The sequence below is a fragment of the Pseudomonas sp. genome, from assembly GCF_030683065.1.
Classification (GTDB): Bacteria; Pseudomonadota; Gammaproteobacteria; order Pseudomonadales; family Pseudomonadaceae; genus Aquipseudomonas.
Genome location: NZ_JAUXMX010000045.1, coordinates 21,037 through 47,955 on the forward strand (window position 1 = coordinate 21,037; position 26,919 = coordinate 47,955).

At 61.6% G+C, this 26,919-nt stretch carries 28 protein-coding genes; 13 read left to right on the forward strand and 15 right to left on the reverse strand.

Features of this window, described 5'->3' with window-relative positions; all coding sequences use genetic code 11:
- The first annotated feature begins 69 nt into the window (after positions 1 to 69).
- Entirely contained in the window at positions 70 to 768 is a 699-nt protein-coding gene (locus Q8K09_RS14485; protein ID WP_305255683.1) for a dienelactone hydrolase family protein, read from the forward strand.
- A 5-nt stretch (positions 769 to 773) separates the two neighbouring features.
- On the forward strand, positions 774 to 1,745 hold the full coding sequence (locus Q8K09_RS14490; RefSeq protein WP_305255684.1) for a quinone oxidoreductase: 972 nt from the start codon (positions 774 to 776) through the stop codon (positions 1,743 to 1,745).
- Between the two features lie 405 nt (positions 1,746 to 2,150).
- On the opposite strand, the gene rho is transcribed toward Q8K09_RS14490, so the two are convergent.
- The 3 genes from rho to Q8K09_RS14505 form a co-directional block, all read right to left on the reverse strand.
- On the reverse strand, positions 2,151 to 3,407 hold the full coding sequence (gene rho, locus Q8K09_RS14495) for a transcription termination factor Rho (protein WP_305255685.1): 1,257 nt from the start codon (positions 3,405 to 3,407) through the stop codon (positions 2,151 to 2,153).
- 282 nt (positions 3,408 to 3,689) lie between these two features.
- On the reverse strand, positions 3,690 to 4,016 hold the full coding sequence (gene trxA, locus Q8K09_RS14500; protein WP_298110505.1) for a thioredoxin TrxA: 327 nt from the start codon (positions 4,014 to 4,016) through the stop codon (positions 3,690 to 3,692).
- Positions 4,017 to 4,132: 116 nt separating this feature from the next.
- The gene (locus tag Q8K09_RS14505; protein ID WP_305255686.1) at positions 4,133 to 4,840 is read right to left on the reverse strand and encodes a FadR/GntR family transcriptional regulator; all 708 of its coding nucleotides are present in this window, start codon (positions 4,838 to 4,840) and stop codon (positions 4,133 to 4,135) included.
- Between the two features lie 283 nt (positions 4,841 to 5,123).
- On the opposite strand from Q8K09_RS14505, the gene Q8K09_RS14510 reads away from it, so the two are divergent.
- The 5 genes from Q8K09_RS14510 (at position 5,124) to ppx (ending at position 9,690) form a co-directional block, all read left to right on the forward strand.
- Positions 5,124 to 5,909, forward strand: a complete 786-nt coding sequence (locus tag Q8K09_RS14510) for a transporter substrate-binding domain-containing protein (protein ID WP_305255687.1) — start codon at positions 5,124 to 5,126, stop codon at positions 5,907 to 5,909.
- Between the two features lie 24 nt (positions 5,910 to 5,933).
- Positions 5,934 to 6,599, forward strand: coding sequence for an amino acid ABC transporter permease (locus tag Q8K09_RS14515; protein WP_305255688.1), 666 nt, complete (start codon positions 5,934 to 5,936; stop codon positions 6,597 to 6,599).
- Complete coding sequence (locus Q8K09_RS14520) at positions 6,596 to 7,246, forward strand: amino acid ABC transporter permease (RefSeq protein ID WP_305255770.1); 651 nt, start codon at positions 6,596 to 6,598, stop codon at positions 7,244 to 7,246. Before Q8K09_RS14515 ends, Q8K09_RS14520 begins: the two co-directional genes overlap by 4 nt.
- Entirely contained in the window at positions 7,233 to 7,964 is a 732-nt protein-coding gene (locus tag Q8K09_RS14525; protein WP_305255689.1) for an amino acid ABC transporter ATP-binding protein, read from the forward strand. Before Q8K09_RS14520 ends, Q8K09_RS14525 begins: the two co-directional genes overlap by 14 nt.
- Before the next feature lie 223 nt (positions 7,965 to 8,187).
- On the forward strand, positions 8,188 to 9,690 hold the full coding sequence (gene ppx / locus Q8K09_RS14530) for an exopolyphosphatase (protein ID WP_305255690.1): 1,503 nt from the start codon (positions 8,188 to 8,190) through the stop codon (positions 9,688 to 9,690).
- On the opposite strand, the gene ppk1 is transcribed toward ppx, so the two are convergent.
- Positions 9,677 to 11,881, reverse strand: coding sequence for a polyphosphate kinase 1 (ppk1, locus tag Q8K09_RS14535; RefSeq protein ID WP_305255691.1), 2,205 nt, complete (start codon positions 11,879 to 11,881; stop codon positions 9,677 to 9,679). The genes ppx and ppk1 overlap by 14 nt on opposite strands.
- An 18-nt stretch (positions 11,882 to 11,899) precedes the next feature.
- Positions 11,900 to 12,913, reverse strand: a complete 1,014-nt coding sequence (gene hemB, locus Q8K09_RS14540; RefSeq protein WP_305255692.1) for a porphobilinogen synthase — start codon at positions 12,911 to 12,913, stop codon at positions 11,900 to 11,902.
- Positions 12,914 to 13,124: 211 nt separating this feature from the next.
- Here hemB and Q8K09_RS14545 point away from each other — a divergent pair, with 211 nt between their 5' ends.
- The 4 genes from Q8K09_RS14545 to Q8K09_RS14560 all read left to right on the forward strand — a co-directional run bounded on the left by Q8K09_RS14545 (position 13,125) and on the right by Q8K09_RS14560 (position 15,164).
- Positions 13,125 to 13,679, forward strand: coding sequence for a DedA family protein (locus tag Q8K09_RS14545; protein ID WP_305255693.1), 555 nt, complete (start codon positions 13,125 to 13,127; stop codon positions 13,677 to 13,679).
- A 122-nt stretch (positions 13,680 to 13,801) separates the two neighbouring features.
- Positions 13,802 to 13,924, forward strand: a complete 123-nt coding sequence (locus Q8K09_RS14550; RefSeq protein ID WP_305255694.1) for a hypothetical protein — start codon at positions 13,802 to 13,804, stop codon at positions 13,922 to 13,924.
- Positions 13,925 to 13,937: 13 nt separating this feature from the next.
- Complete coding sequence (gene elbB / locus Q8K09_RS14555; protein WP_305255695.1) at positions 13,938 to 14,597, forward strand: isoprenoid biosynthesis glyoxalase ElbB; 660 nt, start codon at positions 13,938 to 13,940, stop codon at positions 14,595 to 14,597.
- 96 nt (positions 14,598 to 14,693) lie between these two features.
- Positions 14,694 to 15,164: a thioesterase family protein gene (locus Q8K09_RS14560; RefSeq protein ID WP_305255696.1), complete on the forward strand. Its 471-nt coding sequence runs from the start codon at positions 14,694 to 14,696 to the stop codon at positions 15,162 to 15,164.
- Between the two features lie 77 nt (positions 15,165 to 15,241).
- On the opposite strand, the gene Q8K09_RS14565 is transcribed toward Q8K09_RS14560, so the two are convergent.
- On the reverse strand, positions 15,242 to 15,694 hold the full coding sequence (locus tag Q8K09_RS14565; protein ID WP_305255697.1) for a YaiI/YqxD family protein: 453 nt from the start codon (positions 15,692 to 15,694) through the stop codon (positions 15,242 to 15,244).
- 112 nt (positions 15,695 to 15,806) lie between these two features.
- Here Q8K09_RS14565 and Q8K09_RS14570 point away from each other — a divergent pair, with 112 nt between their 5' ends.
- Positions 15,807 to 16,580: an SDR family NAD(P)-dependent oxidoreductase gene (locus Q8K09_RS14570; RefSeq protein ID WP_305255698.1), complete on the forward strand. Its 774-nt coding sequence runs from the start codon at positions 15,807 to 15,809 to the stop codon at positions 16,578 to 16,580.
- A gap of 17 nt (positions 16,581 to 16,597) precedes the next feature.
- On the opposite strand, the gene rhtB is transcribed toward Q8K09_RS14570, so the two are convergent.
- The 3 genes from rhtB to Q8K09_RS14585 all read right to left on the reverse strand — a co-directional run bounded on the left by rhtB (position 16,598) and on the right by Q8K09_RS14585 (position 20,034).
- Complete coding sequence (gene rhtB / locus Q8K09_RS14575) at positions 16,598 to 17,227, reverse strand: homoserine/homoserine lactone efflux protein (RefSeq protein WP_305255699.1); 630 nt, start codon at positions 17,225 to 17,227, stop codon at positions 16,598 to 16,600.
- Positions 17,228 to 17,539: 312 nt separating this feature from the next.
- Positions 17,540 to 18,127, reverse strand: a complete 588-nt coding sequence (locus Q8K09_RS14580; protein ID WP_370869541.1) for a mechanosensitive ion channel domain-containing protein — start codon at positions 18,125 to 18,127, stop codon at positions 17,540 to 17,542.
- Positions 18,124 to 20,034 (reverse strand): ATP-binding cassette domain-containing protein, encoded by a 1,911-nt coding sequence (locus tag Q8K09_RS14585; RefSeq protein ID WP_305255700.1) that lies wholly within the window; start codon positions 20,032 to 20,034, stop codon positions 18,124 to 18,126. Before Q8K09_RS14585 ends, Q8K09_RS14580 begins: the two co-directional genes overlap by 4 nt.
- A gap of 50 nt (positions 20,035 to 20,084) precedes the next feature.
- Here Q8K09_RS14585 and Q8K09_RS14590 point away from each other — a divergent pair, with 50 nt between their 5' ends.
- Positions 20,085 to 20,549 (forward strand): TIGR02444 family protein, encoded by a 465-nt coding sequence (locus Q8K09_RS14590; RefSeq protein ID WP_305255701.1) that lies wholly within the window; start codon positions 20,085 to 20,087, stop codon positions 20,547 to 20,549.
- On the opposite strand, the gene Q8K09_RS14595 is transcribed toward Q8K09_RS14590, so the two are convergent.
- From Q8K09_RS14595 to hemC, 6 genes are all read right to left on the reverse strand, one after another.
- Positions 20,546 to 21,400: an AlgP family protein gene (locus tag Q8K09_RS14595; protein ID WP_305255702.1), complete on the reverse strand. Its 855-nt coding sequence runs from the start codon at positions 21,398 to 21,400 to the stop codon at positions 20,546 to 20,548. The genes Q8K09_RS14590 and Q8K09_RS14595 overlap by 4 nt on opposite strands.
- 477 nt (positions 21,401 to 21,877) lie before the next feature.
- On the reverse strand, positions 21,878 to 22,360 hold the full coding sequence (rsd, locus tag Q8K09_RS14600; protein ID WP_305255703.1) for a sigma D regulator: 483 nt from the start codon (positions 22,358 to 22,360) through the stop codon (positions 21,878 to 21,880).
- 437 nt (positions 22,361 to 22,797) lie between these two features.
- Entirely contained in the window at positions 22,798 to 24,048 is a 1,251-nt protein-coding gene (locus Q8K09_RS14605) for a heme biosynthesis HemY N-terminal domain-containing protein (protein ID WP_305255704.1), read from the reverse strand.
- Entirely contained in the window at positions 24,045 to 25,193 is a 1,149-nt protein-coding gene (locus tag Q8K09_RS14610; RefSeq protein WP_305255705.1) for a uroporphyrinogen-III C-methyltransferase, read from the reverse strand. The genes Q8K09_RS14605 and Q8K09_RS14610 overlap by 4 nt, the downstream gene beginning before the upstream one ends.
- Before the next feature lie 16 nt (positions 25,194 to 25,209).
- On the reverse strand, positions 25,210 to 25,983 hold the full coding sequence (locus tag Q8K09_RS14615) for a uroporphyrinogen-III synthase (protein WP_305255706.1): 774 nt from the start codon (positions 25,981 to 25,983) through the stop codon (positions 25,210 to 25,212).
- Positions 25,980 to 26,918 carry a hydroxymethylbilane synthase gene (gene hemC, locus Q8K09_RS14620; protein ID WP_305255708.1) on the reverse strand — a complete coding sequence of 313 codons (939 nt, stop codon included), beginning with the start codon at positions 26,916 to 26,918 and terminating at the stop codon, positions 25,980 to 25,982. Before hemC ends, Q8K09_RS14615 begins: the two co-directional genes overlap by 4 nt.
- Position 26,919 lies beyond the last annotated feature (1 nt).

The window sequence follows — 26,919 nt, forward strand, 5'->3', positions numbered from 1 at the left end:
GGTTACCTATGGCCGCGAGACGCGCGACCGCGCTAACAACCACATCCTGACACAAAACGGAGACCGACGATGAGCGGAGAACGCGTGACCATCAAGACGCCCGACGGCGAGTTTTCGGCCTATGTCGCCCGTCCGGCGGCCGCGAAGGCCCCCGCCGTCGTGGTGATCCAGGAAATCTTCGGCGTCAACGCCGTGATGCGCGACATTACCGACGGCCTCGCCGCCCAAGGCTACCTGGCCATCTGCCCCGACCTGTTCTGGCGGATCGAGCCCGGCATCGACATCACCGACCAGTCCAAGGCGGAGTGGGACAAGGCCTTCGAACTGTTCAACGCCTTTGACGCCGACAAGGGCGCCGAAGACCTGCAGGCGACCATCACCGCCATCCGCGCCGACCCCGGCTGCACGGGCAAGGTCGGCTCGGTCGGCTTCTGCCTGGGCGGCAAGATGGCCTTCCTGACCGCCACCCGCACCGACGTCGACGCCGCCGTCTCCTACTATGGCGTGGGCCTGGATTCCCTGACCCCGGAGGCCGAGAAGCTCACCCGTCCGGTGATGCTGCACATCGCCGGCGAGGACGGCTTCGTGCCCAAGGAGGCCCAGGCGGCCATCCATGCGGCGCTGGACAACCATCCGCTGATCACCATCCACGACTATCCGGGCCGTGATCACGCCTTCGCCCGCCAGGGCGGCGAGCATTTCCACGCGGGCGACGCCGAAACCGCGGGCCGTCGCTCCCTGGCCTTCTTCGCCGAACACCTGGGGTAGGGCGCATGCTGGCGATCCAGGCGGCCCGCACCGGCGGGCCCGAAGTCCTCGAGGCCGTCGATCTTCCCGTCCCCGCACCGGGGCCGGGCGAGATCCTCATCCGGCACGAGGCCATCGGGCTCAACTTCATCGACACCTACTATCGCTCGGGCCTCTACCCCGCGCGGCTTCCGGGCGTGATGGGTGTGGAGGGCGCGGGCGTCGTCGAAGCGGTCGGCGAGGGTGTGACCCGCTTCGTGGTTGGCGACCGCGCTGGCTACGCGGGCGGGCCGCTGGGCGCCTACGCCGAATACCGCACCTACAAGGCAGACCGGGCGGTGAAGCTGCCCGCCGGCGTCTCGTCGGACCTGGCGGCCGCCTCGCTGCTCAAGGGCATGACGGCGGAGTTCCTGCTGCGCCGCTGCTATCCGGTGAAGGCCGGCCAGACCATCCTGGCCCATGCGGCCGCCGGCGGCGTCGGGCAGATCCTCGTCCAATGGGCCAAACACCTTGGCTGCCGCGTCATCGGCACGGCGGGCGACGCGGACAAGGCCGCGCTGGCCCGGTCGCTCGGATGCGACGAGGTCATCCTGTACCGCGACGAGGATGTCGCGGCCCGGGTGCGAGAGCTGACCGGAGGGCAGGGGGTCAGCGTCGTCTATGACGGCGTCGGCGCCGCCACCTTCGAGGGGAGCCTCGGCGCCCTGGCCCGGCGCGGCATGCTGGTCAGCTACGGCAACGCCTCGGGCCCGGCCCCGGCTGTCCTGCCCTCGCGCCTGGCGCAGGGGGGATCGCTGTTCCTCACCCGGCCCGGCCTGTTCGACTACATCGCCACCCGCGAGGAGCTGGACGAGAGCGCAACGGCCCTGTTCGAGGTGCTGACGAGCGGCGCGGTGAAGGTCGACATCGGCCAGACCTTCCCGCTGGCCCAGGCTCGCCAGGCGCACGAGACGCTGGAAGGCCGCGGCACGGTCGGCTCGACGCTGCTGATCCCGTAGAGCGAGACTCTGGAGACCTATAGTCCCGGGACAAATGGAGACAAAACGGGACAATCCGTCCCCTCCAACCGGCGTTGATCACGCCCCTTTCCCAGCTTCAGGGAGCCTGTTGGCGCGACGGGGGCCGCGAACGATCTGGCCGAATTGCCCGGTCGGATAGATATTCGCAGCCTCTAGCCGCCCGGATTTGCAGGCTTTCGTACCGACGGCGCACCCCGGCGGCTGCGGCGCCATACTGGAGCAATGACGCCCCGCTCCATCCCCCCAACTCGCCCGGGCGCCGCACAGGAATACCTGGATGCGAGACACTGGACCCTCGCGCGGCGTGAAAAAGGCCTCCACCCGTCGTCGGGAGGAGGCCCGTTTCGTCAACGCGCCGGCAGGACCAAGCCCGCCAGGCCGGCGTCAGGTGTTCATCGACTGGAAGAAGTCGGCGTTGTTCTTGGTCTGGCGCAGCTTGTCCATCAGGAACTCGATCGCGTCCTGGGCGCCCATCGGGTTGACGATCCGCCGAAGGACATAGGTCTTCTGCAGCTGGTCCTTCGGAGTGATGAGCTCTTCCTTGCGGGTGCCCGACTTGAGGATGTCGATGGCCGGGAAGATGCGCTTGTCGGCGACCTTGCGGTCCAGGACGATTTCCGAGTTACCGGTGCCTTTGAACTCTTCGAAGATGACCTCGTCCATCCGCGAGCCGGTGTCGATCAGCGCCGTGGCGATGATGGTCAGCGAGCCGCCTTCTTCGATATTACGTGCAGCGCCGAAGAAACGTTTCGGCTTCTCCAGAGCATGGGCGTCAACACCACCGGTGAGAACCTTGCCGGAGCTAGGGATCACGGTGTTGTAGGCACGCGCCAGACGAGTGATGGAGTCGAGCAGGATGACCACATCCTTCTTGTGCTCAACCAGGCGCTTGGCCTTCTCGATGACCATTTCAGCCACTTGCACGTGGCGGGTTGGCGGCTCATCGAACGTCGAGGCAACCACTTCGCCGCGCACGGTGCGCTGCATTTCGGTTACTTCTTCCGGGCGCTCGTCGATCAGCAACACGATCAGGTGGCACTCGGGGTTGTTACGCGCGATGTTCGCCGCGATGTTCTGCAGCATGATGGTCTTGCCGGCTTTCGGCGGCGCCACAATCAGGCCGCGCTGGCCTTTGCCGATTGGCGCACAGAGATCAATGATGCGGCCAGTGATGTCTTCGGTGGAGCCGTTACCGGCTTCCATGATCAGCCGCTTGGTAGGGAACAGCGGCGTCAGGTTTTCAAACAGAATCTTGTTCTTGGCATTTTCCGGGCGGTCGTAGTTGATCGTGTCAACCTTGAGCAGCGCGAAGTAACGCTCGCCTTCTTTCGGCGGGCGGATCTTGCCAACAATCGTATCGCCAGTACGCAAGTTGAAGCGGCGGATCTGGCTCGGCGAGACATAGATGTCATCGGGGCCAGCAAGGTACGAGGCATCCGCAGAGCGGAGAAAGCCGAAACCGTCCTGGAGAATCTCCAGCACGCCATCACCGGAGATTTCCTCACCGCTTTTAGCGTGTTTTTTCAACAGCGAGAAAATCACGTCCTGCTTGCGCGAACGAGCCATGTTTTCCAGGCCCTGTTGTTCAGCGAGTTCCAGCAGTTCGGTGATCGGCTTTTGCTTGAGTTCGGTCAGATTCATAGGAATGACGTAATCATGAAGGAGGGGAAATAAGCTATTCAGCTTGGGAGGCCGCGCCGCTAAAAGGCGATTGGATCGCCAAGGTGTTTCGAAGGTATTCGCGTAGGAATCCGTCGGCGACGGCTTGCAGGGGGCTGCATAGAAAATGCAGCGAGGCCGAATGTAACACCGGCTTTATCGATCCGTCTAGCATTCATGCAGAAAAAACCCCGCGAGTTGCGGGGCTTTCAGCAATCAGCAGAATCTGTTCAAGGCCTCGCGAGCTAGGCCCTGCGCAGGTACTTAGATGTTGCTGTCGAGAAACGCTGCCAACTGCGACTTGGACAGTGCGCCAACCTTGGTGGCTTCGACGTTGCCATTCTTGAACAACATCAGGGTCGGAATGCCGCGCACGCCGTATTTTGGCGGGGTTTCCTGATTTTCATCGATGTTCAATTTGCAGACTTTCAACTTGCCTTGATAGGTCTGGGCAATCTCGTCCAGAACCGGGGCAATCATCTTGCACGGGCCGCACCACTCCGCCCAGTAATCGACCAGCACCGGGCCCTCGGCCTGAATGACGTCCTGGTCGAAGCTGGCGTCGCTGACATTAGTGATGAATTCGCTCATGGAAAGTCTCCGTGTTCGGAAGCAAAAGTGACGACCATCATAGCCCGCCTTTACCGGTACAGGAAGGCGAACGCCATTGAGCCTGTCTATGGGCCCGGAAGCAATTTACCCCGACGCTAGTCACCGAGAGTGACAAAGGCAATGCCAGTGCGCAAAGCGGCTGCACGGATATGCTGCTGCATAGCCTTCTGCGCCGGGCCCGAGGCGTGCCGCCCTAGGGCCTTGAGGATCTTGCGATGCTCCTGCCAGGTCTCCATGGCGCGCTCCGGACGAATAAACGGTAGTTTCTGACTTTCCAGAAAAATATCCGCGCTGGAGGTGACAATGCCGCACATGGCCTGATTGCCGCTGGCCAGCAGGATGCTCCGATGGAAATCAAAATCCAGGCGCGACGCGCTCTCGAAATCACCGCCCCGCAGCTCTAGGCGCATCTGTTCGACATTGTCCTGCAGCGCATCCAGCTGAGCCGCCGTCAGGGTGGCCGCCGCCAAGCCACAGGCGAAACCCTCCAGAGCGAAACGCAACTGAAAGGTATCGGCGGCAGATACCTGCTCAGCGAACGGCCAGGCGAAGCCCATCGGGGCCAAGGCTTGCCCGGCCGCCGCCTGGACGAAAACACCCTTACCCGGTTGCACGCTGATCACGCCTAAAGCACTTAAGGATGACAGGGCCTCACGTAAAGAAGTGCGGCTGACCCCCAGGCGCTCGGCCAGGTCACGCTGTGAAGGCAGTACATCGCCTGGGCGGTAGCCCTCTTCCGCAATCAACTTGCGGATCGACTGCAGAGCGTATTCGGGAACAGCACGAGGAGCGGAAGCATGCATAACTGTTCAGGCCAGTCGGTCCAGTAGAGACGCCCTTTGTAAGGCTAGATTGACCTCCCAAGCAAGTGTCGCGCCATTTTGAAGCCAGATACCCGGCCACGCACCTGAATAGCGCAGAACCCAAAGCGACCCGCCAGTCAAATTGACAACTGTTCAGACCAGTAAGACCTTGTTTTACAATGACAATAAAGCTAAGTACATGAATCAAATAGAATTGGCATGCGCAATGCAACCTGTAAAAAAGCACAACTTATGGCTTTAACTAACCCACCAGGAGCATGCCATGCACGCTATTCAGCGCCACCTACTTAACCTGCTCATCGCTGGACTGGCCCTGAGCTTGCCCAGCGCCTTCGCCGACAGCCTCAGCGACATCACCGCGCGCGGCGTGCTAAAAGTCGCCGTCCCGCAAGACTTCCCGCCCTTCGGCTCGATCGGCCCGGACATGCAGCCACGCGGCCTGGATATCGACACCGCCCAGTTGCTGGCCGACCAGCTGGCGGTGAGACTCGAACTAACCCCAGTCAACAGCACCAACCGCATCCCCTTCCTCACCACCGGTAAGGTCGACCTGGTGATCTCCAGTCTGGGCAAGAACCCCGAACGAGAGGCTGTGATCGATTTCTCCAGCGCCTACGCGCCCTTCTACCTCGGCGTATTCGGCCCGGCAGACGCGGCCGTAAGCAGCCTCGCCGACTTGGAAGGCAAGACCATCAGCGTAACGCGAGGTGCGGTAGAAGACATCGAGTTGAGCAAGGTGGCACCCAAGGGCGCAACCCTAAAGCGCTTCGAGGACAACAACTCGACCATCGCCGCCTACCTCTCCGGCCAGGTCGACCTGATCGCAAGCGGCAACGTGGTGATGGCCGCCATCGCCGAACGCACCCCCAAGCGAGTGCCACTGATGAAGCTCAACCTCAAGAACTCACCCACGTATGTCGGCCTGAACAAGAACGAGGCCGCGCTACTGGCCAAGGTCAACGCGATCATCGCTAGCGCCAAAGCCGACGGCAGCCTCAACGCGATCAGCGAGAAGTGGCTGAAGCAACCGCTGCCGGCGGACATGTAGGGCCGCATAGTCAGGAGGCCCGTGATGGCATACCAGTTCGATTTTATCCCGGTGTTGGACAACGCCGATCTGTTGCTGCAAGGCGCATTCTTCACCCTGAGCCTGACCGCCGCGGGCACCCTTCTAGGGGTTGGCTTGGGCATAATCGGGGCGGTGATGCGCGCCTGGCGGATCAAGCCATTCAACCAACTGTTCGGCCTGTATATCGAGCTAATCCGCAACACACCCTTTATCGTCCAGCTGTTCTTTATCTTCTTCGGCCTTCCAGCCCTGGGCGTACGCCTAAACGAGTGGGAGGCGGCGGCGCTGGCGATGGTGCTTAACCTTGGAGCCTACTCAACCGAGATCATCCGCGCAGGTATCCAGGCTATCCCCCATGGTCAACTTGAAGCCGCCGCAGCCCTTGCCATGAGCCGGATCGAGATTTTTCGCTATGTGGTGCTGCGCCCGGCCCTGGCCAAGGTCTGGCCGGCACTGTCGAGCCAGATCATCATCGTCATGCTCGGCTCGGCGGTGTGTTCGCAGATTTCCACCGAGGAGCTGTCATATGCCGCCAACTTCATTCAGTCGCGCAACTTTCGCGCCTTCGAAACCTACCTGGTGACCACTCTGTTGTATCTGGTGATGGCTATCCTGATCCGCCAGCTGCTGGCCTGGGTTGGCCGCCGCTTCATCGTCGGAGGCCGCTGATGGACTTCACTTTCTGGGACATTCTGCGCAACCTGCTGGTCGGCATGCAGTGGACCCTGCTTCTGTCGCTAGTGGCCTTCGCCTGCGGTGGCTTGGCCGGGCTGCTAGTGCTACTGGCACGAATTTCACCACTGCAACCCCTGCGAATTCTGGCGCGCGGCTACATCGAACTATTCCAGGGTACGCCGCTGCTGATGCAGTTGTTCATGGTGTTCTTCGGCATCGCCTTGCTCGGAGTTGATGTATCTCCCTGGCTGGCGGCGGCTATTGCCCTGACCCTGTTCACCAGCGCTTTCCTCGCCGAAATCTGGCGCGGCTGCGTCGAATCAATCAGCCACAGCCAATGGGAAGCGGCCGAAAGCCTGGCCATGAGCCGGCTCGAAGTACTGCGTCACGTTGTACTGCCACAGGCCATGCGTATCGCTATTGCCCCTACAGTGGGCTTCTCGGTGCAGGTGGTGAAAGGCACTGCAGTGACATCGATCATCGGCTTCACCGAACTGACCAAGACCGGCGGCATGCTGGCCAACGCCACCTTCGAGCCCTTCATGGTCTATGGCCTGGTAGCGCTCGGTTACTTCCTGCTCTGCTACCCCTTGTCGCTTGCTGCATACCGCCTGGAAAGGAGACTAAATGTCACTGCTTAACGTCACCGCCCTGCACAAGTACTACGGCGATAACCATGTACTCAAAGGCATTGATTTAAAGGTCAAGGAAGGGGAGGTGGTCGCCATCATCGGTCGCAGCGGCTCGGGAAAGAGCACCTTGTTGCGCGCCCTCAACGGCCTGGAGTCGATTGACGATGGGGTTATTGAGGTCGATGGCGAATATATCGACGCCGCCCGTGCGGATCTGCGCAGCCTGCGACAGAAGGTCGGCATGGTGTTCCAGCAGTTCAACCTGTTCCCTCACCTCAGCGTTGGCGAGAACATCATGCTCGCCCCCCAAGTGGTGAAGAAGCTACCGCGCGACGCCGCGCAGCAGCTAGCGCGACAGATGCTCGAGCGGGTCGGGCTCGGCGAGAAATTCGACGCCTACCCGGAACGCCTGTCCGGCGGCCAGCAACAACGAGTGGCCATCGCCCGAGCGCTGGCGATGTCGCCACGGGTGCTGCTATGCGACGAAATCACCTCGGCGCTCGACCCGGAGCTGGTCAACGAGGTGCTTGCGGTGGTCAAGCAACTGGCCAGCGAGGGCATGACCCTGATCATGGTCACTCATGAGATGCGCTTCGCCCGTGAAGTGGGCGACAAGCTGGTGTTCATGCACCAGGGCAAGGTGCACGAAGTGGGCGACCCCAAGGTGTTGTTCGACAACCCGCAAACCGCGGAGCTGCGTCAGTTTGTCGGCTCGATCCACTCATGAACCTAGCGGCCGGCTATTGATCGAGCGGCTGAGCTGCATAGCCTTAGCGCTATTCGTCGCTGTAGATCGTGGCGGCCCGCGCAAGAACAGTGAAACGCGCCTGCTGCACAGCCCATAGACGCCTGTTTTTAGAACACCTGCAGGACCTGCGACATCAGTATGCGTTGGCGTACCCTGCCTATCGTGGCAGGATGTCGGCGTTCTGTATCGAGAAAGCCCCATCATGCCGCATACCCCTGCAGAGTCATTTCCCCTGATCGCAGCCATCGACTTGGGATCCAACAGCTTCCACATGGTGCTGGCCAAGACCGATCACGGCGAACTGCGCATCCTTGAACGCCTCGGCGACAAGGTTCAGTTGGCTGCAGGTATCGACGAGTTGCGCCTGCTCAACGAGGAGGCCATGCAGCGCGGCCTCGACTGCCTGCGCCGCTTCGCGCAACTGACCGCCAGCCTGCCTGATGGCGCGGTACGGATTGTCGGCACCAACGCCCTGCGCGAAGCACACAACCGGGGCGAGTTCATCCGCCGCGCCGAGGAAGTCCTCGGCCATCCGGTTGAAGTCATCTCCGGCCGCGAAGAAGCGCGACTGATCTATCTCGGCGTGTCCCACAGCATCGCCGACACACCGGGCAAGCGCCTGGTTACCGATATCGGCGGCGGCAGTACCGAGTTCATCATCGGCCAGCGATTCGAGCCGCTGCTGCGCGAGAGCCTGCAGATGGGCTGCGTGAGCTACACCCAGCGCTACTTCAAGGACGGCAAGATCACCCCGGCCCGCTACGCTCAGGCGTATACCGCAGCTCGCCTGGAAATCATGGGCATCGAACATGCCCTGCACAGGCTCGGCTGGCAGGATGCGGTCGGGGCGTCTGGCACCATCAAGGCCATCGGCCTGGCGATCCAGGCGGCGGGACTGGGCTCTGGCGAGATAACCCTGGAAGGCCTGGCCTGGCTCAAGCGCAAGGTATTCAAGCTCGGTGACGTGGAGAAGCTCGATCTCGACGGCATCAAACCGGACCGACGTGGAATATTCCCTGCCGGCCTGGCTATTCTCGAAGCGATTTTCGATGCCTGCGAGATCGAGCGCATGTCGCACTCCGAAGGCGCACTGCGCGAAGGCGTGCTCTACGATCTGCTGGGTCGCCATCACCATGAAGATGTCCGCCAGCGCACCCTGAGCGCGCTGATGGAGCGCTATCACGTCGACCTGGAACAGGCCGCACGGGTCGAAAGCAAGGCGCTGGAAGCCCTCGACCAGGTGGCCGACAGCTGGGGACTGGGTGACGAATGGCATCGCGAACTGCTGATCTGGGCCGCACGGGTGCATGAACTGGGCCTGGACATCGCCCACTACCAGTATCACAAGCACGGTGCCTACCTGATTGAGCACTCCGACCTGGCAGGCTTCTCACGCATGGATCAGCAGATGCTCGCGCTGTTGGTGCGCGGCCATCGGCGCAATATCCCCAAGGACAAACTGGGTGAATTCGGCGACGAAGGCATCAAGCTGGTTCGCCTGTGCGTATTGCTGCGTTTCGCCATCCTCTTCCATCACATCCGCGGCACCCAGGAAATGCCCCAGGTGCAGTTGCAAGCGGCTGCGCAGAGCCTGGAAATCTGCTTTCCGGAAGGCTGGCTGGCGAGCAACCCGCTAACCCAGGCAGACTTCACCCAGGAAGCGGAATGGCTCAAACGAACCGGCATTGAACTCAGCGTGCGCTGACCAGCGGCACCGTCAATTTCTCCAGCAACCCGGCCTGCGCGCTGCGCGGGTTCTGGTTGCCCGTCGGGCTACTGCGCAAGTAACGCCCGTCCGGCTGCAACACCCAGCTTTGGGTGTTGTCGGTCAGGTAGGTCTCCAGCTCCTTTTTCACCCGCATGATCAGCTTCTTGCCTTCCACCGGGAAACAGGTCTCAACACGCTTGTCCAGGTTGCGCTCCATCCAGTCGGCACTGGACAGGTAGATCTTCTCCTCGCCTTCGTTGAGGAAGTAAAACACCCGCGTGTGCTCCAGGAAGCGACCGATGATCGAGCGCACCTGAATGTTGTGCGAAACCCCAGGAATACCCGGACGCAGGCAGCACATGCCGCGGATTACCAGGTCGATGCGCACCCCGGTCTGACTGGCCTTGTACAGCGCGCGAATGATCTTCGGATCGGTCAGTGAGTTGAACTTGGCGATGATGTGCGCCGGCTTGCCCTCACTGGCCTGGGCAGTTTCCTTGGCGATCATGTCGAGCAGGGTTTTCTTCAGGGTGAAGGGTGCATGCAACAGCTTCTTCATGCGCAGGGTCTTGCCCATGCCGATCAGCTGACTAAACATCTTCGCCACATCCTCACCCAGCGCCACATCGGCGGTGAGCAGGCTGTAGTCGGTGTACAGCTTGGCGTTGCCGGCATGGTAGTTGCCCGTTCCGAGGTGCGCGTAGCGAACGATCTCGCCACTCTCGCGGCGCAAAATCAGCATCATCTTGGCGTGAGTCTTGAAACCGACCACCCCGTAGATCACCACCGCTCCCGCTGCCTGCAGACGACTGGCCAGGGCCAGGTTGGACTCCTCATCGAAGCGTGCACGCAGCTCGATCACCGCGGTGACTTCCTTGCCGTTGCGCGCAGCCTCGACCAGCGCATCGACGATTTCCGAGTTGGCGCCACTGCGGTAGAGGGTCTGCTTGATCGCCAGCACATGCGGGTCTTTCGCCGCCTGACGCAGTAGATCGATGACCGGTGTAAAGGACTCGAACGGGTGCAGCAGAAGGATGTCTTGCTTGCTGATCACGCTGAAAATGTTGTCGCTGTTCTGCAACAACTTGGGGATCACCGGGGTGAACGGCGGATACTGCAGATCCGGCTGGCTGGCCAGGCCGGTGATGCTGAACAGCCGGGTCAGGTTGACCGGGCCACTGACCCGGTACAACTCGCTCTCACTCAGGCTGAACTGCTTGAGCAGGTAATCGAGCAACGGCCGCGGGCAGGTGTCGACCACCTCCAGGCGCACCGCATCGCCGTAACGCCGCGAGAACAACTCACCGCGCAAGGCGCGAGCCAAATCTTCGACATCCTCGGTATCGACCGACAGGTCGGCGTTACGGGTCAGGCGGAATTGATAGCAACCCTTGACCTTCATGCCCTGAAACAGGTCATCGGCATGCGCGTGAATCATCGAGGAGAGGAACACGTAATTGTCGCCAGGACCGCCGACGTCTTCAGGCACCTTGATGATCCGCGGTAACAGGCGCGGCGCCGGGATAATCGCCAGCCCAGAATCGCGGCCGAAGGCGTCGATGCCCTCCAGTTCGACGATGAAGTTCAGGCTCTTGTTCACCAGCAAAGGAAACGGGTGGGTCGGATCCAGGCCGATCGGGGTGATGATCGGCGCGATTTCGTCGCGGAAGTAGCGACGCACCCAGGCCTTCAGCTTGGTATTCCAGTGGCGGCGACGGATAAAGCGTACCTGGTGCTTTTCCAGTGCCGGTAGCAGGGTGTCGTTGAGAATCGCGTACTGGCGCTCCACTTGCTCGTGCGCCAGTTCGGAAATTCGCGCCAGCGCCTGATGAGGCTGCAAGCCGTCAGCGCCAGCCTGCTCACGGGCGAAGTTGATCTGCTTCTTCAAGCCAGCGACGCGAATCTCGAAGAACTCATCGAGATTGCTGGAGAAAATCAGCAGAAACTTCAACCGTTCCAACAGCGGATAGGACTCGTCCAGCGCCTGTTCCAGCACGCGGATATTGAATTGCAGCTGCGACAACTCGCGGTGGATATACAAGCTGCTGTCATCCAGGCCTGGCACCACCATGGGTGGTGCAGGCGTGGGCACCGGCACTTCGATCGGCGGCAAGATCTCCGCGGGCAGGTCGGCAGCGACCGCTTCGGCAGTCTGCAATTCGCTTGGGGTGAGTCCTTCGGTTGTCATTGGATCGTCCTGGCGGGACTAGTGCCCCGGCTGTAACAGTTCTGCCGCGCGAACGGCGAAATAGGTAAGGATGCCATCGGCACCGGCTCGTTTGAAAGCGGTCAGTGACTCAAGGATCACCGCCTCGCTCAACCAGCCATTCTGGATCGCGGCCATATGCATGGCGTATTCGCCGCTGACTTGATAGACAAAAGTTGGCACCCGGAATTCCTGTTTGACCCGCCAGAGAATATCCAGATAGGGCATGCCCGGCTTGACCATCACCATGTCGGCACCCTCGGCCAGGTCGGCGGCCACTTCGTGCAGCGCCTCGTCGCCGTTAGCCGGGTCCATCTGGTAGCTGGCCTTGTTGGCCTTGCCCAGGTTGGCTGCCGAGCCAACGGCATCGCGGAACGGGCCGTAGTAGGCACTGGCGTACTTGGCCGAATAGGCCATGATGCGCACATTGGGGAAGTCGGCCAGCTCCAGGGTCTCGCGGATAGCCTGGATTCGTCCGTCCATCATGTCCGAGGGCGCGACTACCTGGGCGCCGGCCTCAGCATGCGACAGTGCCTGTTTTACCAATGCGTCGACGGTGACGTCGTTCTGCACATAGCCGTCTTCGTCGAGAATGCCGTCCTGACCGTGGGTAGTGAACGGATCCAGGGCCACGTCACTGATGATGCCCAGCTCCGGAAAACGTGCACGCAGGGCACGAATCGCACGCTGAGCGATGCCCTCGGGGTTCCATGCCTCACTACCGTCCAGAGACTTTTTCTCCAGCGGCGTCACAGGGAACAGCGCCAGCGCCGGAATACCCAAGGCCACCCACTTCTCGGCCTCCTGCAGCAGCAGGTCGATAGACAAGCGCTCCACGCCAGGCATCGACGCAATCGCCTCGCGGCGGTTATCGCCATCAAGGACGAAGACCGGCAGAATCAAATCATCCACGCTCAAACGATTCTCGCGCACCAGGCGGCGAGAAAAGTCATCACGCCGATTGCGCCGCAGACGCGTGGCAGGAAACAGGCGATTAGCAGGGGTAAAGCTCACAACAGACTCCATAGCCCGCACGAACGGGCGAGCGTGACAGTTATAGGCCAGCATTATGACCAAATGATGACGGTCGCAGGCGAAGCTGCGCCAATGTGTCACAACAGCCTGCGGACAGTTTGACCAACACGCCCGCGCTCGTCGAGTGACGCAGCGTTTTCCCGCGCACTGCAAACGAGTAGGCTGAACAACCACATATCAGGCCGCCACCATGCTTGAGAATATCCTGCAGCAATTTGGCTATCCAGCGGTGCTGCTTGGCACCTTTGTCGAGGGCGAAATGTCGCTGCTACTGGCGGCTTACCTGGCTCTGCGCGGCTATCTGAGCATCGAACTGGTGATACTGTTCGCCTTCTTCGGCACCTACGCCAGCGACCAGCTGTGGTATTTCCTGGGCCGCAGTCATGGTCGCCGCATCCTCGAACGCCGGCCGCACTGGCAGGGCTTGGGCGACAAGGCATTACTGCTCCTGCGTCGGCACCCGGATTTGTGGGTGCTGGGGTTTCGCTTCATCTACGGCATGCGCACGGTGATGCCGCTGGCCATCGGCCTGTCCGGCTACTCGTGGCGGCGCTACCTGCTGCTGGATGCCATTGGTGTGGCTATCTGGGCTAGCGGCCTGGGCCTGGCGGCCTATCACCTGGGTGCAGCGCTGGATACTCTGCTCAGCGACTTCCGCCGTTATCAGCTATATGTGCTGGGCGCGCTGCTGGTAATCGGCCTGGGCTTCTGGCTACGCAGGCGCCTGCGGCGTTCGGCGCATTGATCCTGCCCAGCAGAGCCAGAGCGTTGAACCGCAGCCCGCGCTTAGCACGCAGGGATTCACCCCAGAAAGCCCACGGGCTAGGATAATCGCAAGGCCCCTAAGCGTGCCGTATCGAGCCTATCATGATGCACCTTGACCGCAGCGGGCGGCGCCCGCTGCCCGAGCCGAGGATGATCGTCCAACTCGTCAAGGATCGCTCGCAGACCAGCCATAATCTGCATAGCCACCATGACTCAGCCCAGTGACCAGGAGTTCTCAATGAACAAAAAAGTAGCGGTAATTTTATCCGGTTGCGGCGTTTACGACGGCGCTGAAATCCATGAAAGCGTGATCACTCTGCTGCGCCTCGACCAGCGCGGCGCGGTGGTGCAGTGCTTTGCACCTGACGTGCAACAGCTGCATGTGGTCGATCATTACAGCGGCGACGAGATGGACGAGACGCGTAATGTTTTGGTGGAAGCTGCCCGCATCGCTCGCGGCAAAATCAAGGATGTACGCGAACTGCACGTAGACGACTTCGACGCCCTGATCATGCCCGGGGGCTTTGGCGTGGCCAAAAACCTCTCGGACTTCGTCCTCAGCGGCGCCAACTGCACGGTGCAGGCCGGCGTATTGAACGCCACCCAGGCCTTCGTCAAGGCCGGCAAGCCAGTCGGCCTGATGTGCATCGCCCCGGCTCTGGCGGCAAAGATTTTCGGTAGCGGCGTGGTGTGCACCATCGGCAACGACCATGACACTGCCGCCGCGCTGACGCAGATGGGCGCCATCCACCACGAGTGCGAAGTCAGTGAAATTGTCGAGGATCACGCCCACAAGCTGGTCACCACGCCCGCCTACATGCTCGCCCAATCGATCAGCGAGGCGGCCTCTGGCATCAATAAACTGGTCGACCGGGTACTCGAACTGACCCACGTTTAGGCCAAACCCGCCAATGCGCGCGGCACCCGCGCCGCGCCTCTGGCTAAACGGGCCGGCCTGCTGCAGCGTGAGTGAACTCTCGCAAAGGCAGGCGCCATGACCACTCCACCGCTCGAACTCACCGCAGAACTGCATCAGGCCGTGAGCGGCTTTTTCCAGCGCATCCCGTTCAACCAGATGCTCGGTATCCAGCTCGGCGAACTGAGCCCGCAGCGGGTGACCATGCACCTGCCAATGAAAGCCGAGCTGATCGGCAACTTCGTCCACGGCATCCTGCATGGCGGGGTCATCTCATCGCTGCTGGATGTCGCCGGTGGCGCCATGGCGCTGATCGGCGCTTTCGACAAGCACCAACACCTGTCCAGCCAGGAGCGCATGGCCCGGCTCTCCAAGCTGGGGACCATCGACCTGCGCATCGACTACCTGCGCCCCGGTCGCGGCCAGCACTTTACCGCCAGCGCCGTGCTGCTGCGTTCCGGCAACAAGGTCGCAGTGGTGCGCAGCGAACTGCACGACGATGACGGCACTCTGGTGGCAGTCGGCACCGGCACCTACCTGTGCGGGTAGGATGGGTCGAGCCGCGCAGGTTGAGCGCAGCGATACCCATGCTGTAGCGCCATGCCTGCGCTACCCGCCTTAGGGTTCTAACCGCGCATCAAGCGAGTCAGAATACGATCCAGCGAGTTGGCAAAAGCCTGTCGCTCGCGCTCGCCATAGGGTCCCTGTCCACCGCCGACCTGGCCTTGTTCACGCAGGTCGGTAAACAGATTACGCACCGCCAGACGCTCCCCCATGTTGCCCTCATCGAACGGCTTGCCGCGCGGATCCAGGGCGCTAACGCCCTTTTTCACCAGCCGGTCGGCCAGCGGTACATCGCTGCAAATTACCAGCTCGCCAGGCACGGCATGCTCGACCAGATAATCATCCGCCGCATCCGGGCCACTCGGCACCACAATCAGTCGCACGCACGCGTAAGCTGGTTTGGTTTGCGCCTGACCGGCCACCATCACCACCTCGAAACCGCGTTTGAGGGCAAACTTGACCAACTGATCACGCGCAGCGCGCGGACAGGCATCGGCATCTATCCAGACACGCATAGTCGTTGTTTCCTTCATTATTGAGCCTCAGTATGCCATTCACTCAGCCCACCCGTGATCACGCAGGCAACGCACAAGCCTTGTCGCCCCAGCCAAGCAGGAGCACTGCAATTTGAATTTCTGGCAACGCCTCTCCGAGCCAGCCGAAGCACTCGTCTGCGGCGCCAGCCGTGGCATCGGCCTGGCCATAACCGAACAGCTGCTGGCCCGCGCAGATGTGGCGCGAGTCTGGGCGGTTGCGCGCAACGCCCGGCAAGCCCCAGGCCTCGTGGCACTGGCCGAGATACATGGCGAGCGCCTCCAGTGCCTGGATGTGGATGTCTGCGATGAAACAGCGCTCGCCGAACTGGCCAGTCGCTTGCGCGACGCCATCCCGCGCCTGCATCTGCTGGTATGCAGTATCGGTATCTTGCACAGCGGCGCGGCCAAAGCCGAGAAAGGGCTGGCGCAACTGGACATAGCAGGCCTGCAGGCAACCTTCCAGAGCAACGCCTTCGCACCGATTCTGCTACTCAAACACCTATTGCCACTGTTGCGTGGTCGCCACCCCTGCACCGTCGCGGCACTCTCGGCGCGGGTGGGTTCGATCGGCGACAACCGCCTCGGCGGCTGGTACAGCTATCGCGCCAGCAAGGCGGCCCTGAACCAATTGCTGCATACCGCCAGCATCGAACTGACGCGCCTCAACCCACAAAGCTGCGTACTGAGCCTGCATCCCGGCACGACCGACACCGAGCTGTCGAAACCCTTCCAGGCCAATGTCCCTGCCGAAAAACTGTTTACCCCGAGCTACTCCGCCGAATGCCTGCTGGCGCAGATTGAACAGCACGGCCCAGCGCAAACGGGCACCTTCTGGGGCTGGGATGGCCTGCCGATTCCCTGGTAATTCAATAACCGGCTAAATCAAACCGGCGCGCGACGTACGCTGGCCAGCAATGCCGCCGCGCCGACAAACAACGCACCGAAGGTGCGGTTCATCACGCGCTGCTGGCGTGGCGAACGCAGCGCGCCCAGCACTCGCGCGGCAAGCCCGGTGTAGCCGGCCATGACCACCAGATCGACGCAAATCATGGTCACCCCCATCAGCAGGTGCTGCATCAGCAGCGGCGCCTGCGGATCAAGAAATTGCGGCAGCACCGCCAGGATGAAGACGATGGCTTTGGGGTTGCTGAAATTCACCAGAAAGCCGCGCAGAACCAGAGTCAGCGGCCGACCAATCGGCCGCTCGGTCTGCGCTGCCATATCGCTGGGCAAAGCCTGCCACTGGCGATAGCCGAGGTACACCAGATAGACCACACCGAACCACTTGATCAGGCTGAACGCCAGCTCCGATGCAGCGAGAATCGCCCCGACACCGGCGGCGACGATAACGATCTGCAGCGCCAGGCCCAACTGCAGCCCCAGGGCATTCCAGTAGCCGCGCCAAAAGCCGTATTGCAACCCGGCGGACATCGAGGCAATTGCCCCAGCACCCGGTGACAGGCTGATTACCCAACAGGCAGCGAAGAACGCAAGCCAGGTTTCGAGGGCCATAGCATCAAGCTCCGATAGCAAAATAACGTACATAACAAAGGACAGGCCACTAGCCTACTCCTTGCCCGATCACTCGCCCAGGCTGTGGATCAGCCTGGTGAACCCTTGCGCAATTTCACCGCGGCAATAGCTTCCTTGTGACCACGATCAGCAATGACAGCGCGGTTCGAGTGCCCCCTGGATAAGAGCGAAAAGCCTTCGCAGGGTTGCTGGGCCTTGGGCAGCCGGCTAAGCAGGATCGAAACAAAGATGATGGTGTCGGCTATTGCCAGGTCAGCCAGGGCCAGAAAAGCGACCCGTGATTAACAGACGTTAGCTCTCGAGTTTACGAGCGCTGGGAAGTTCGCCATTGCGCCAGCGGCGCACGGCTTTCTGGAAGAATAGGCTGTTGGGAACCTGCACCCAGGTTCCGGGCGCATCGCCGGTGAGATCTTCGAGAGTGGTGTAGAACAGGTTGATTTCCAGGACCCGCCCCCTGACCCCTGGCTTGTCGGCACTCTCAATCACCTCGATGCAGTCGCCGATCCGGAACGGCGTCAGGACGAAGATCAGCAGCGCGCAAAACATATTGGACAACACGCTCCAAATGGCGAAAAACGCCAGCGCCGCGACAGCAACAAAGCCGGTGAGCGCCGTCCACAGCACCTGCGCGGAAACACCCAGTCGCTCCAGCACTAACATCAAGGCACTGCCCACAATCAGCCAACGCAGGCCGCCGCGCAGCGGCAGCAAAAGGCCTGGCGGCAGTTGTGGGTAACGCGCACCCAAGCGCCCCAGGCCGCGCACCAGCAAGCGTTGCAACAGCCACGCCAGCAGCACAATCAGCAACACCTGAGCGCCACTCAGTAGCGGCTCGCGGTAGGCGCTCAACCATTCCCAGCCGAATATTTCGCTACTCAACTGGCGGCCTCCAGCTCAGCCTGCACAGCCTCGAGGGTTTCCAGTGCTTCCAGCCAGCGTTCTTCCAGATCGGCTTCGCGGCTTTTCAACGTGGCTTGCTCGGCCAGTGCGTCGCGCAGCTGACTCTTGCTCGCGGCATCGTAGATCGCACTGTCGCCCAGGCGAGTCTCAACGGCAGCAAGGCTTACATGAAGCAGGCCAAGCTCTTTTTCCAGCTTATCGGCTTCGCGCTTGAGCGGCGCCAGCTGCTGACGCAACGCAGCGGCAGCCTGGCGCTGAGCACGCTTGTCGGTTTTATCCAGATTGCCTTCGCTAGTGCTGACTGGCGCCTGCCGCACCCGGTAATCGCTCAACCAGCGCGCATAGTCTTCAAGATCTCCGTCAAACGGCTGCACCCGACCATCGGCGACCAGCAAGAACTCGTCGGTGGTGCTCTTGAGCAGGTGCCGATCATGCGATACCACCACTACTGCGCCGGAAAACTCCTGCAGAGCCATGGTCAACGCCAGGCGCATCTCCAGGTCGAGGTGGTTGGTTGGCTCATCGAGCAGCAACAGGTTGGGCTTGCCCCAGGCGATCAAGGCCAGGGCCAGACGCGCCTTTTCACCGCCGGAAAAATTCACTACAGGCTCGTCGCAACGCGGACCACGGAAGTCGAAGCCACCGAGAAAGTCGCGCAGCGTCTGTTCGCGTTCAGTCGGCGCCAGACGCTGGAAATGCAGGAGCGGACTGGCCTTGTCATCGAGAGCATCGAGTTGGTGCTGGGCAAAATAGCCAACCACCAGATTCTCGCCAAGCTGCAGACGGCCACTGATGGGCTGCAACTCGCCTGCCAGGTTCTTGATCAGGGTTGATTTGCCAGCCCCGTTGGGCCCGAGCAAACCCAGGCGTGCTCCCGGCGCCAGCTGTAATTTGACCTGCTCAAGCACTACCTTGTCGCCATAGCCCAGGCGACCTTCACTCAGGTCAAGCAGCGGGCTAGAAATCTTGTCGGACTCGCGGAAGCTGAAATCGAACGGTGAGTCGACATGCGCCGCCGACAACTCTTCCATGCGCTCCAGTGCCTTGATTCGACTCTGCGCCTGGCGCGCCTTGGTCGCCTGGGCCTTGAAGCGGGCGATGTATTTTTCCATGTGCGCACGCTGCACCTGCTGCTTGTCGTACGCCTGCTGCTGCTGGGCCAGGCGCTCGGCGCGGGCGCGCTCGAAGGCGGAATAGCCGCCGCGGTAGAGGGTCAGCTTGCGCTGCTCGACGTGAGCAATGTGATCGACGACTGCATCGAGAAAATCACGATCGTGGGAAATCAGCAGCAAGGTGCCTGGGTAACTCTGCAGCCAGCCCTCCAGCCAGAGGATCGCATCCAGATCCAGGTGGTTGGTCGGCTCATCAAGCAGCAGCAAGTCGGATGGGCACATCAATGCCTGAGCCAGGTTCAGGCGCATGCGCCAGCCACCCGAAAAATCGCCGACACGGCGATCCATCTGCGTGTTTTCAAACCCAAGGCCGGCAAGCAATTTGCGCGCGCGGGCGTCGGCGGCATAACCATCGAGGTTATCCAGCTCGGTGTGCAGGCGCGCAATCGCTACGCCATCGTGCGCGGCCTCAGCCACAACCAGTTCGGCTTGCACCTTGCGCAGCTGCACATCGCCATCGAGCACATAGTCCACCGCCTGGCGCTCGACGGCGTCGATCTCCTGACGCATATGGGCAATGCGCCAGTCGGCGGGAATCAGGCAATCGCCCGCGTCCGCGCTCAAGTCGCCGCGCAGCAGAGCGAACAGGCTGGATTTGCCGGCACCATTGGCGCCGATCAGGCCGGCTTTTTGGCCGGGATGCAGGGTTAGCTCGGCGTCTTCTAGCAGACGTTGCGGGCCACGCTGTAAAGTAAGGTTCAGGAGTCGAATCATAATGGCCGCGGAGTCTACCAGAGTCGCCCGCCGCACACTCGGAAAGCACTATGGATACTGACTTGTGGCGTTTCGCCGAAACACTCTATCGCCGCCCAAGCGTGGAGACCGCCTGTTTGCACCTGCAGGCTCAGGGTAACGATGTCTGCCTGCTACTCTGCGCCGCCTGGCTCGAATGCCGCGGCGTGGCCTGCAATACCGAACGAGCCGACTGCCTGCGCGCCATAACGCAACCCTGGCAACGCGAGGTCGTCGGTGAACTCAGGCGCCTGCGCCTGCAATGGCGCGCAGCCTCGCAACACGACAGTGCCTTGGCGGCACTGCGCGAGCAGATCAAACAACTTGAACTGGCAGCCGAGCGCGAACTGCTGCAGCGCCTGGCGTTATCCAGCCACGACTGGCCGAACGATGCGTCCGAGGATGCGCACGGCTGGTTGCACACACTAGCCCTGGCCAGCACGCCAGCTGACCGCGACGCACTGCATTTATTGCGCGTCGCAGCCCAACATGCTTAGGACGCTTTAGGCGGGGTGCTGCCTGCAGGTACTGCAGTGGCCGCGACAGGCACTGCGGGCGTACTGACAACCGGGGCTGGTGCCGCCGGTTTAGCGGCCGCAGGCTTTTTCGCCGCGGGCTTGACTGCCGCTTTAGCCGCAGGTTTCGCCACCGGCTTACTCACTGTTTTGGCAGGGGCCTTGGCGGCTGCGGGCTTGGCACCGCTGCTGGCAAGTGGCTGCTTCGCTGCCGGCTTGGCCGGCGCTTTGGCAACCGGTTTGGCGGCCGCAGCAGGAGCAGCGACTGACTTTGCCGCAGGCTTGGCCGGCGCTTTGCTGACCGGTTTGGCAGCAGCAACAGCAGGCTTGCTTGCAGCAGCCTTACTGGCAACCGGCTTGGCAGCAACTTTGGCTGCGGGCTTGGCAACAGGTTTGCTTGCCGGAGCGGCCGGCTTGGCATCACGACTACCCAACACCTTGTTGACTGCTTCCTTGACCTTACCCACGCCTTGGGCGAGTTTCAGACTTTCCTGGGCGTCGCGCTTGAGTCCAACAATATAATTGCGGGTCTCCGTCTGCCGATCCCTGAGGGTATCGAGCAACTCTTCGAGTTCAGCCACTGCGTCCTTGGCTTTGGCCTGCGCCTTGGCTTTGCCTGCCGCTGCAGCATCCTGCAGGCTGACGCGAGCATCGTGCAGTTTCTCTTGAGCCTTGCCGCGCTGCTTCTCCAACTTACCAAGCAGCTTTTCAGCATCGGTCAGCGCTCGTGAACAGGCATCTTCAAGATGCTCAAGCAAACTGCTGGACAGTTGATGAAGCAAATGCAGCGGGGTACTTACAGATTTCTTTTTGATTTTCTTTGTGGCCGACATGACACGCCTCCGGGCGGATGTAGATGCGACTCATACTAGACGCCTGACTCGCCAGTCGCTAGCGCCCACACGGCAGTCGAGCGAATGCCTGACACAAATTCGCCGCTTTCGGCGGAAAATTCATTCAGACACCTTGATTAAGAGTGCTTACCTGCAGGCTAGAGGAGATTGCGCTAAAAGCTGTAGATGGCACGTTCGGTCACCCCCCGCTTAGCACTGCGCAACCGGAAACCCACGAAGCCGTCCGCACGTCGACAAATTGCCCGACCGGGACAATGGGCATATCGCCATTGCGTGTTGTGAAACGATTAGTCGCAGCGTTGAGCGCAGACAAAGGCGTGTCTCGCGTGGCTCTTCACCCCAAGCCCTGCCCGGAAGTGAAACCAGGCAGCCGCCGGCTACCTGCGCGGCCGCGCCGCAAGCAGGGCCGGCGCAACAGTTTTGACGGGGGGCTGAGGGCGCGCTATTGAGAACCGCTTAGAGCACAGAGGCCGGAGCCTGGGCGTGCTGCTGATGGGCGTTATGCAGCACTTCGATCAGACAATCTTCCAACTCGAAACGCTCATGCAGCAGTTGCCCCAAACGCTGGAGCTCTTCAGCGAGAGGCACACTATCGTGAGACTCGTCATTGTCGCAGCGATCATTGAAGGCCAGCGCCACCTCGGTGATCACCTCAATACGCGGGTATATCTGCTTGGCAAGCTCAAGACCACGCTTATCACCAAAGGCCTTGGCCTCATTGGTCAGTTGCTCGTAGACCTCAAAATGTCCAGCGGACACGTAATCAACCAGGATTTCGCAGAACCTCTGCAGCGCTTGCTCATTGGTAATCGGCGCTTGTGGTGAGCTGCTGATGGCCGTGTAGGCCATTACCAGATCCCGGCGTTCCTGCAACCAGCGGTCGATCAGCAGGTTCACACCACCCCAACGTTCCTGAGCGTTCTGACAACTATCGAGCATGATGGCCTCACTTCCCTTATCGGTATTTCTGTTATGCGCCTGGTCCGAGACGGTTTTTTGTCAATCGGCACATGGTCTTGAAAAAACAGTCATGAAGCGGCGACTTTCCGGCGGTACGTACGAGCCAGACTATGCCCGCGAACCTGCACCATCAAGGCGCGCAACCGACAGATTTCATACGAGCGTTTAATCCACGTCATACGCACTGTCAACCACGGAACAACTCAGCCTGCCCCGTCACGCCAAGCACTACAACATACGCAAGCCATATTGCCCAGCGCGGGTTGGTTAATCCGCCCAGACCATGATCGACATCAACCGAATAGGCGTACTGTCAGACGCGCCATGTCACCTGCGCCCTATCAGTTTCCAGCGGAATCAATCGAACCAGGCGAACGGCAGGCCGACCGGAGAATTCCGGCCAGCCCTCAGCAACGTCAGTTGGCGGATGGAGCAGACAAGCGAGGCAGGCTGTTCAGGCGCGGATCGAGTAACCCCAGGCCTTCCTGAAACAGGCGATTACTCTGCTCGATCTCACCCAACTGGGCCAGCAGACGCGCCAACTCCGCATAGGTCTCCGGGTGGCGCTGAAACACCAGGCTAGCGTCCAGATAGTCTTTGGCTTTGCCCCACAACTGGCACTGCAAACACAACCTACCCAGCGTAAGCAGCAGGCTTGCATCACTCGGGTGCTGTTTCAACCAGCCCTCGGCAGCGTGCAACTGGCGCGCGGGATCGCGCCCACGCAGCAGGCCGTAGAGTCGTACCAGGCGACTGTCATAGCTGCGCTTGAGCGCCGCATGCAGCAGCTCTTCGGCCTCGGGCTCTGCACCCAGCACGCGCAACCGCTCAGCATATACAGCCAGCAGCTCCGGCTCCTGGCGGTGCGCCGCTGACAAATGTTGCCAAGCCTTTGCCAGCACCGCCAAGGTTTCTGCCTTGTCGCCTTCATCGCCCTGCCCGGCATGCGCCAACCGACCACACCAGGCCCGGCGCTCCAGCTCGTTTAGCTGGGCATCAGCGAGTGCCTTACCCTTGCGCAACGCCGGCAACAAGCCGAGCAGTGCCGACCAATCGCCGCGCTGCACATACAATTGCTGCAACTGACGCAGGACCAGCGGGTGGTAGGGATGACGCTCGTTCATCGCCTGCAAGGTCTCCAGCGCCGCATCGACCTGCCCCTGCGCCATTTGCAATTCGGCATGGGTCAGGGCAACGGCCAGCTCGGCTTGAGGCTGGCGCTTGAGCGCCTGCTCCAGCAACTGCTCTGCGTCTTCGTGTTGTTCCAGTTGATGCGCGGCGCGAGCGGCGCCCAAATAATAAGCCAAGGGTTGCTTCTCGACCTCGGCGGCGCGGCGCAAATGGCGCAAGGCATTTGCCCAGCGACCCTCGGCCAGATCGAGAAAGCCCTGCTCACGGGCCAGGCGTGCCCGACGGCGGCCATGCAGGCGCGACCATGGGTTGACCAGTCCACCCGAGGCAATTACCAGTCGCAGCAACAAAAGCAGCAGATAGAGCGACAGCCAGGCCACAGCGACTAATGCCAGGAATGCCCACAAACTCGATTCGTAGCGGAAACCCTGGTAGGCGAACAAGACATAGCCCTTGTGCTCGGCTACAGCCAGGCCGAGCAACGCCAGCCCAGCAACGACCGCCAGCACGACGAGCAGCAGATAAACGCGTTTCATGGGCGGGCCTCCTCCACATCCGGCAGGGCTTCTGCAGGGGCGTCAGTCTCGATTTGCTCCCGGGCTGACTGCTTGCGCTGGATATAGGCCTGCACCGCGTTGAGCGAGTTGCTCAGATCAGGCGCAACCACCTCGACGGGCTGTTCGATCAATTCATCGACGCGGGCGCGCAAGGCACGGCTATTGGGGTTCTCCAGGTCGAAATGTGCATCCAGCACCTCGCGTGCCTGCAGCAGCGACTGCCGGTAAACCGGCGTCTGGCCGTGCAACGCCGCCCACTGCGCTTGCTCCAGAGCCAGGCTGAGGGCCAGGCGCACTTGGGTCAGACTCTGCCCGGCGAGCAATGGGCGAATATTCTCGTCGGCGCTGAAATCGATCCGGAAATACTGCGACAGGACCTCAAGCCACTCAGCCCACCAACTGCTGCCATCACCCTCGGCAGCCAGATCACTGAGCGCCCCACCGGAACTGACAAAGGCCGGGGGCAGCGCGTGCAACTGCGCCACCTGTTCACGCAATGCCGCCAGCTGGAGGAATAGCCCGGTGCGATCGGGGTTAACGGTTGCGCGCAATGCCTCGAGGCTCTTGGCCAGTTGCTCACGCGCCGCAAAAGCCGCGGGATCATCCTGCCCGCGCAGAATCTCGTCGGCGCCCTGCACCAAAGCCTCTGCACTGTCGATATCCTGCAAAGCCGACAGGCGCAGGCTGGCAAGACGCAACAAATGCTCCGCCTCAGCCAGACGCCAATCCTGACGACTGGCACCGAGAACCGTTGCCAAGCGCTGATTGAGCAGCTGTTGATCGCCTTGCAACTGCGCCACCAGGCGGCGGCGAGCGTCCAGCTCATCGGCACCGGGCAGTTGCTGCAGACGCGCATCCAGTGCCTGGGCGCTCTTGGCCAGGGCCTCGGTTTGGCTGCGCGCAGCCTCCAGTTGACTGAGCTGCTGCTGGTCGCGCAGCTCCAGGCTACGCATTTGCCACAGGCTCCACCCCCCTGCCGCCGCGCCTGCTACGCCCAGCAAAAGGGCCAACACGATCAGGCTGTTACCACGCGACTGTGGTTTTACCGCCGGGGCTGGCGGTGCAACAGCGGGCGCCTCCGCTGTCGGCGGCTGTTGTTCTTTAGGGGTAGTCGCTTCGCTCACGTATCCATCCTTTGCATTAGAGGTCAGGGGCAGGTTGCGCCAGCAACGCCGCCAGCAACGCCGTGGCGCTTGCGCCCCGGCAATCCACAATAATTTTAGCGCCCGCAGCCCGTGCCTGTTCAGCCACGCGCGGACTAGGTACGAACAAGGGTAGTCGAGCCAGCGCTGCCCAATGCTCGCCAGCCAACTCAAGCAAATGGCTAAAACCCTGCCCGCTGCTGACCACCAGGCCATTCAAGCGCTCATCGCGCACCCTTTCGACAAGTGTTGCTGGCGGATAGTGCGGCAACAGGCGGCGATATAACGCCAGATAGTCGACATCTACACCCTGACCGCGCAAGCGCTCGGCGAGCAACTCGCGACCACCCTCGCCGCGCAAAATCAGCACGCGAGGCGTGGCTGCCGCCGTCAGCGCCTGCTGCAACTGCGGCAGTGCGAGCAAGGCCTCGCTGTCATCGCCATGCTCGGGATAATCAACGTTCAGGCCCCGATGGCTGAGGATTTCGGCAGTGGCCGCACCGACACTGAACCAGGGCAGATCAGCCGGCAGCTGCGGCCAATAACGGTCGAGCAATTGCAGGGCACATCGCGCGGCCGGCTTGCTCACCGCAATCACCGCGCAATAGCGCTCCAGCCCGAGCATGATCGCGCGTTGCTCCGGCGTTTCGGCCAGCGCCTCGATCGCCAGCAACGGCAGACTGCTGCAGAAGATCCCCTGCTCAGCCAGAGTCGCGGCAAGCGCCGCGCACTCCTCGGCCGGACGGGTCAGCAGCAGACGCCAGTTGCTCACTCGGAATCGGCCTCGCCGTAGACGGCCTGCAAAATGCCCGCCGCGCCCTGTGCCAACAGCGCCTCGGCAACCTGCACGCCGAGCTGCTCAGCCTGCGCCGCCGGCGCACGACCTTCCGCGCGCAACAGCAAGCCGCCATCGGGCTGACCCACCAGGCCACGCAACCATAATTGCTCGCCTTCGAGCAGCGCATAGCAGGCGATCGGCACCTGACAGCCGCCGTTGAGGTGCTTGTTCAGCGCTCGCTCGGCGCTGACGCGCAAGGCAGTCTCGTGGTGATTCAACGGCGCCAGCAAGGCATGGATCTGCGCATCGGCGCTGCGACATTCGATGCCGACTGCACCCTGCCCGCCCGCTGGCAGGCTGTCGTCGACACTGATGGAGGCGCGAATACGCGCGGCAAAACCCAGGCGAATCAGGCCAGCGGCAGCAAGAATAATCGCGTCGTACTCGCCCGCATCCAGCTTGGCCAGACGGGTGTTGACGTTGCCACGCAGGAACTGGATCTGCAGATCGGGCCGACGCGCCAGCAGCTGCGCTTGACGACGCAGACTGGAGGTGCCGACCACGCTGCCGGCAGGCAACGCTTCAAGGCTTTCATAGGTATTGGAAACGAAGGCGTCACGCGGATCCTCGCGTTCGCAGATGCAGTACAGACCCAGGCCTTCGGGGAAGTCCATGGGCACGTCCTTCATGGAATGCACGGCGATATCGGCCTCATTCTCAAGCAGGGCGGTTTCCAGCTCCTTAACGAACAACCCCTTGCCGCCGATTTTCGCCAGCGGCGAATCGAGCAATTTGTCGCCGCGACTGACCATTGGCACCAGGCTGACGATCAGCCCGGGATGAGCCAGTTCCAGACGGGCTTTGACGTGTTCGGCCTGCCACAGGGCCAGGGCACTTTTACGGGTGGCGATACGGATTTCAAGGGGCATT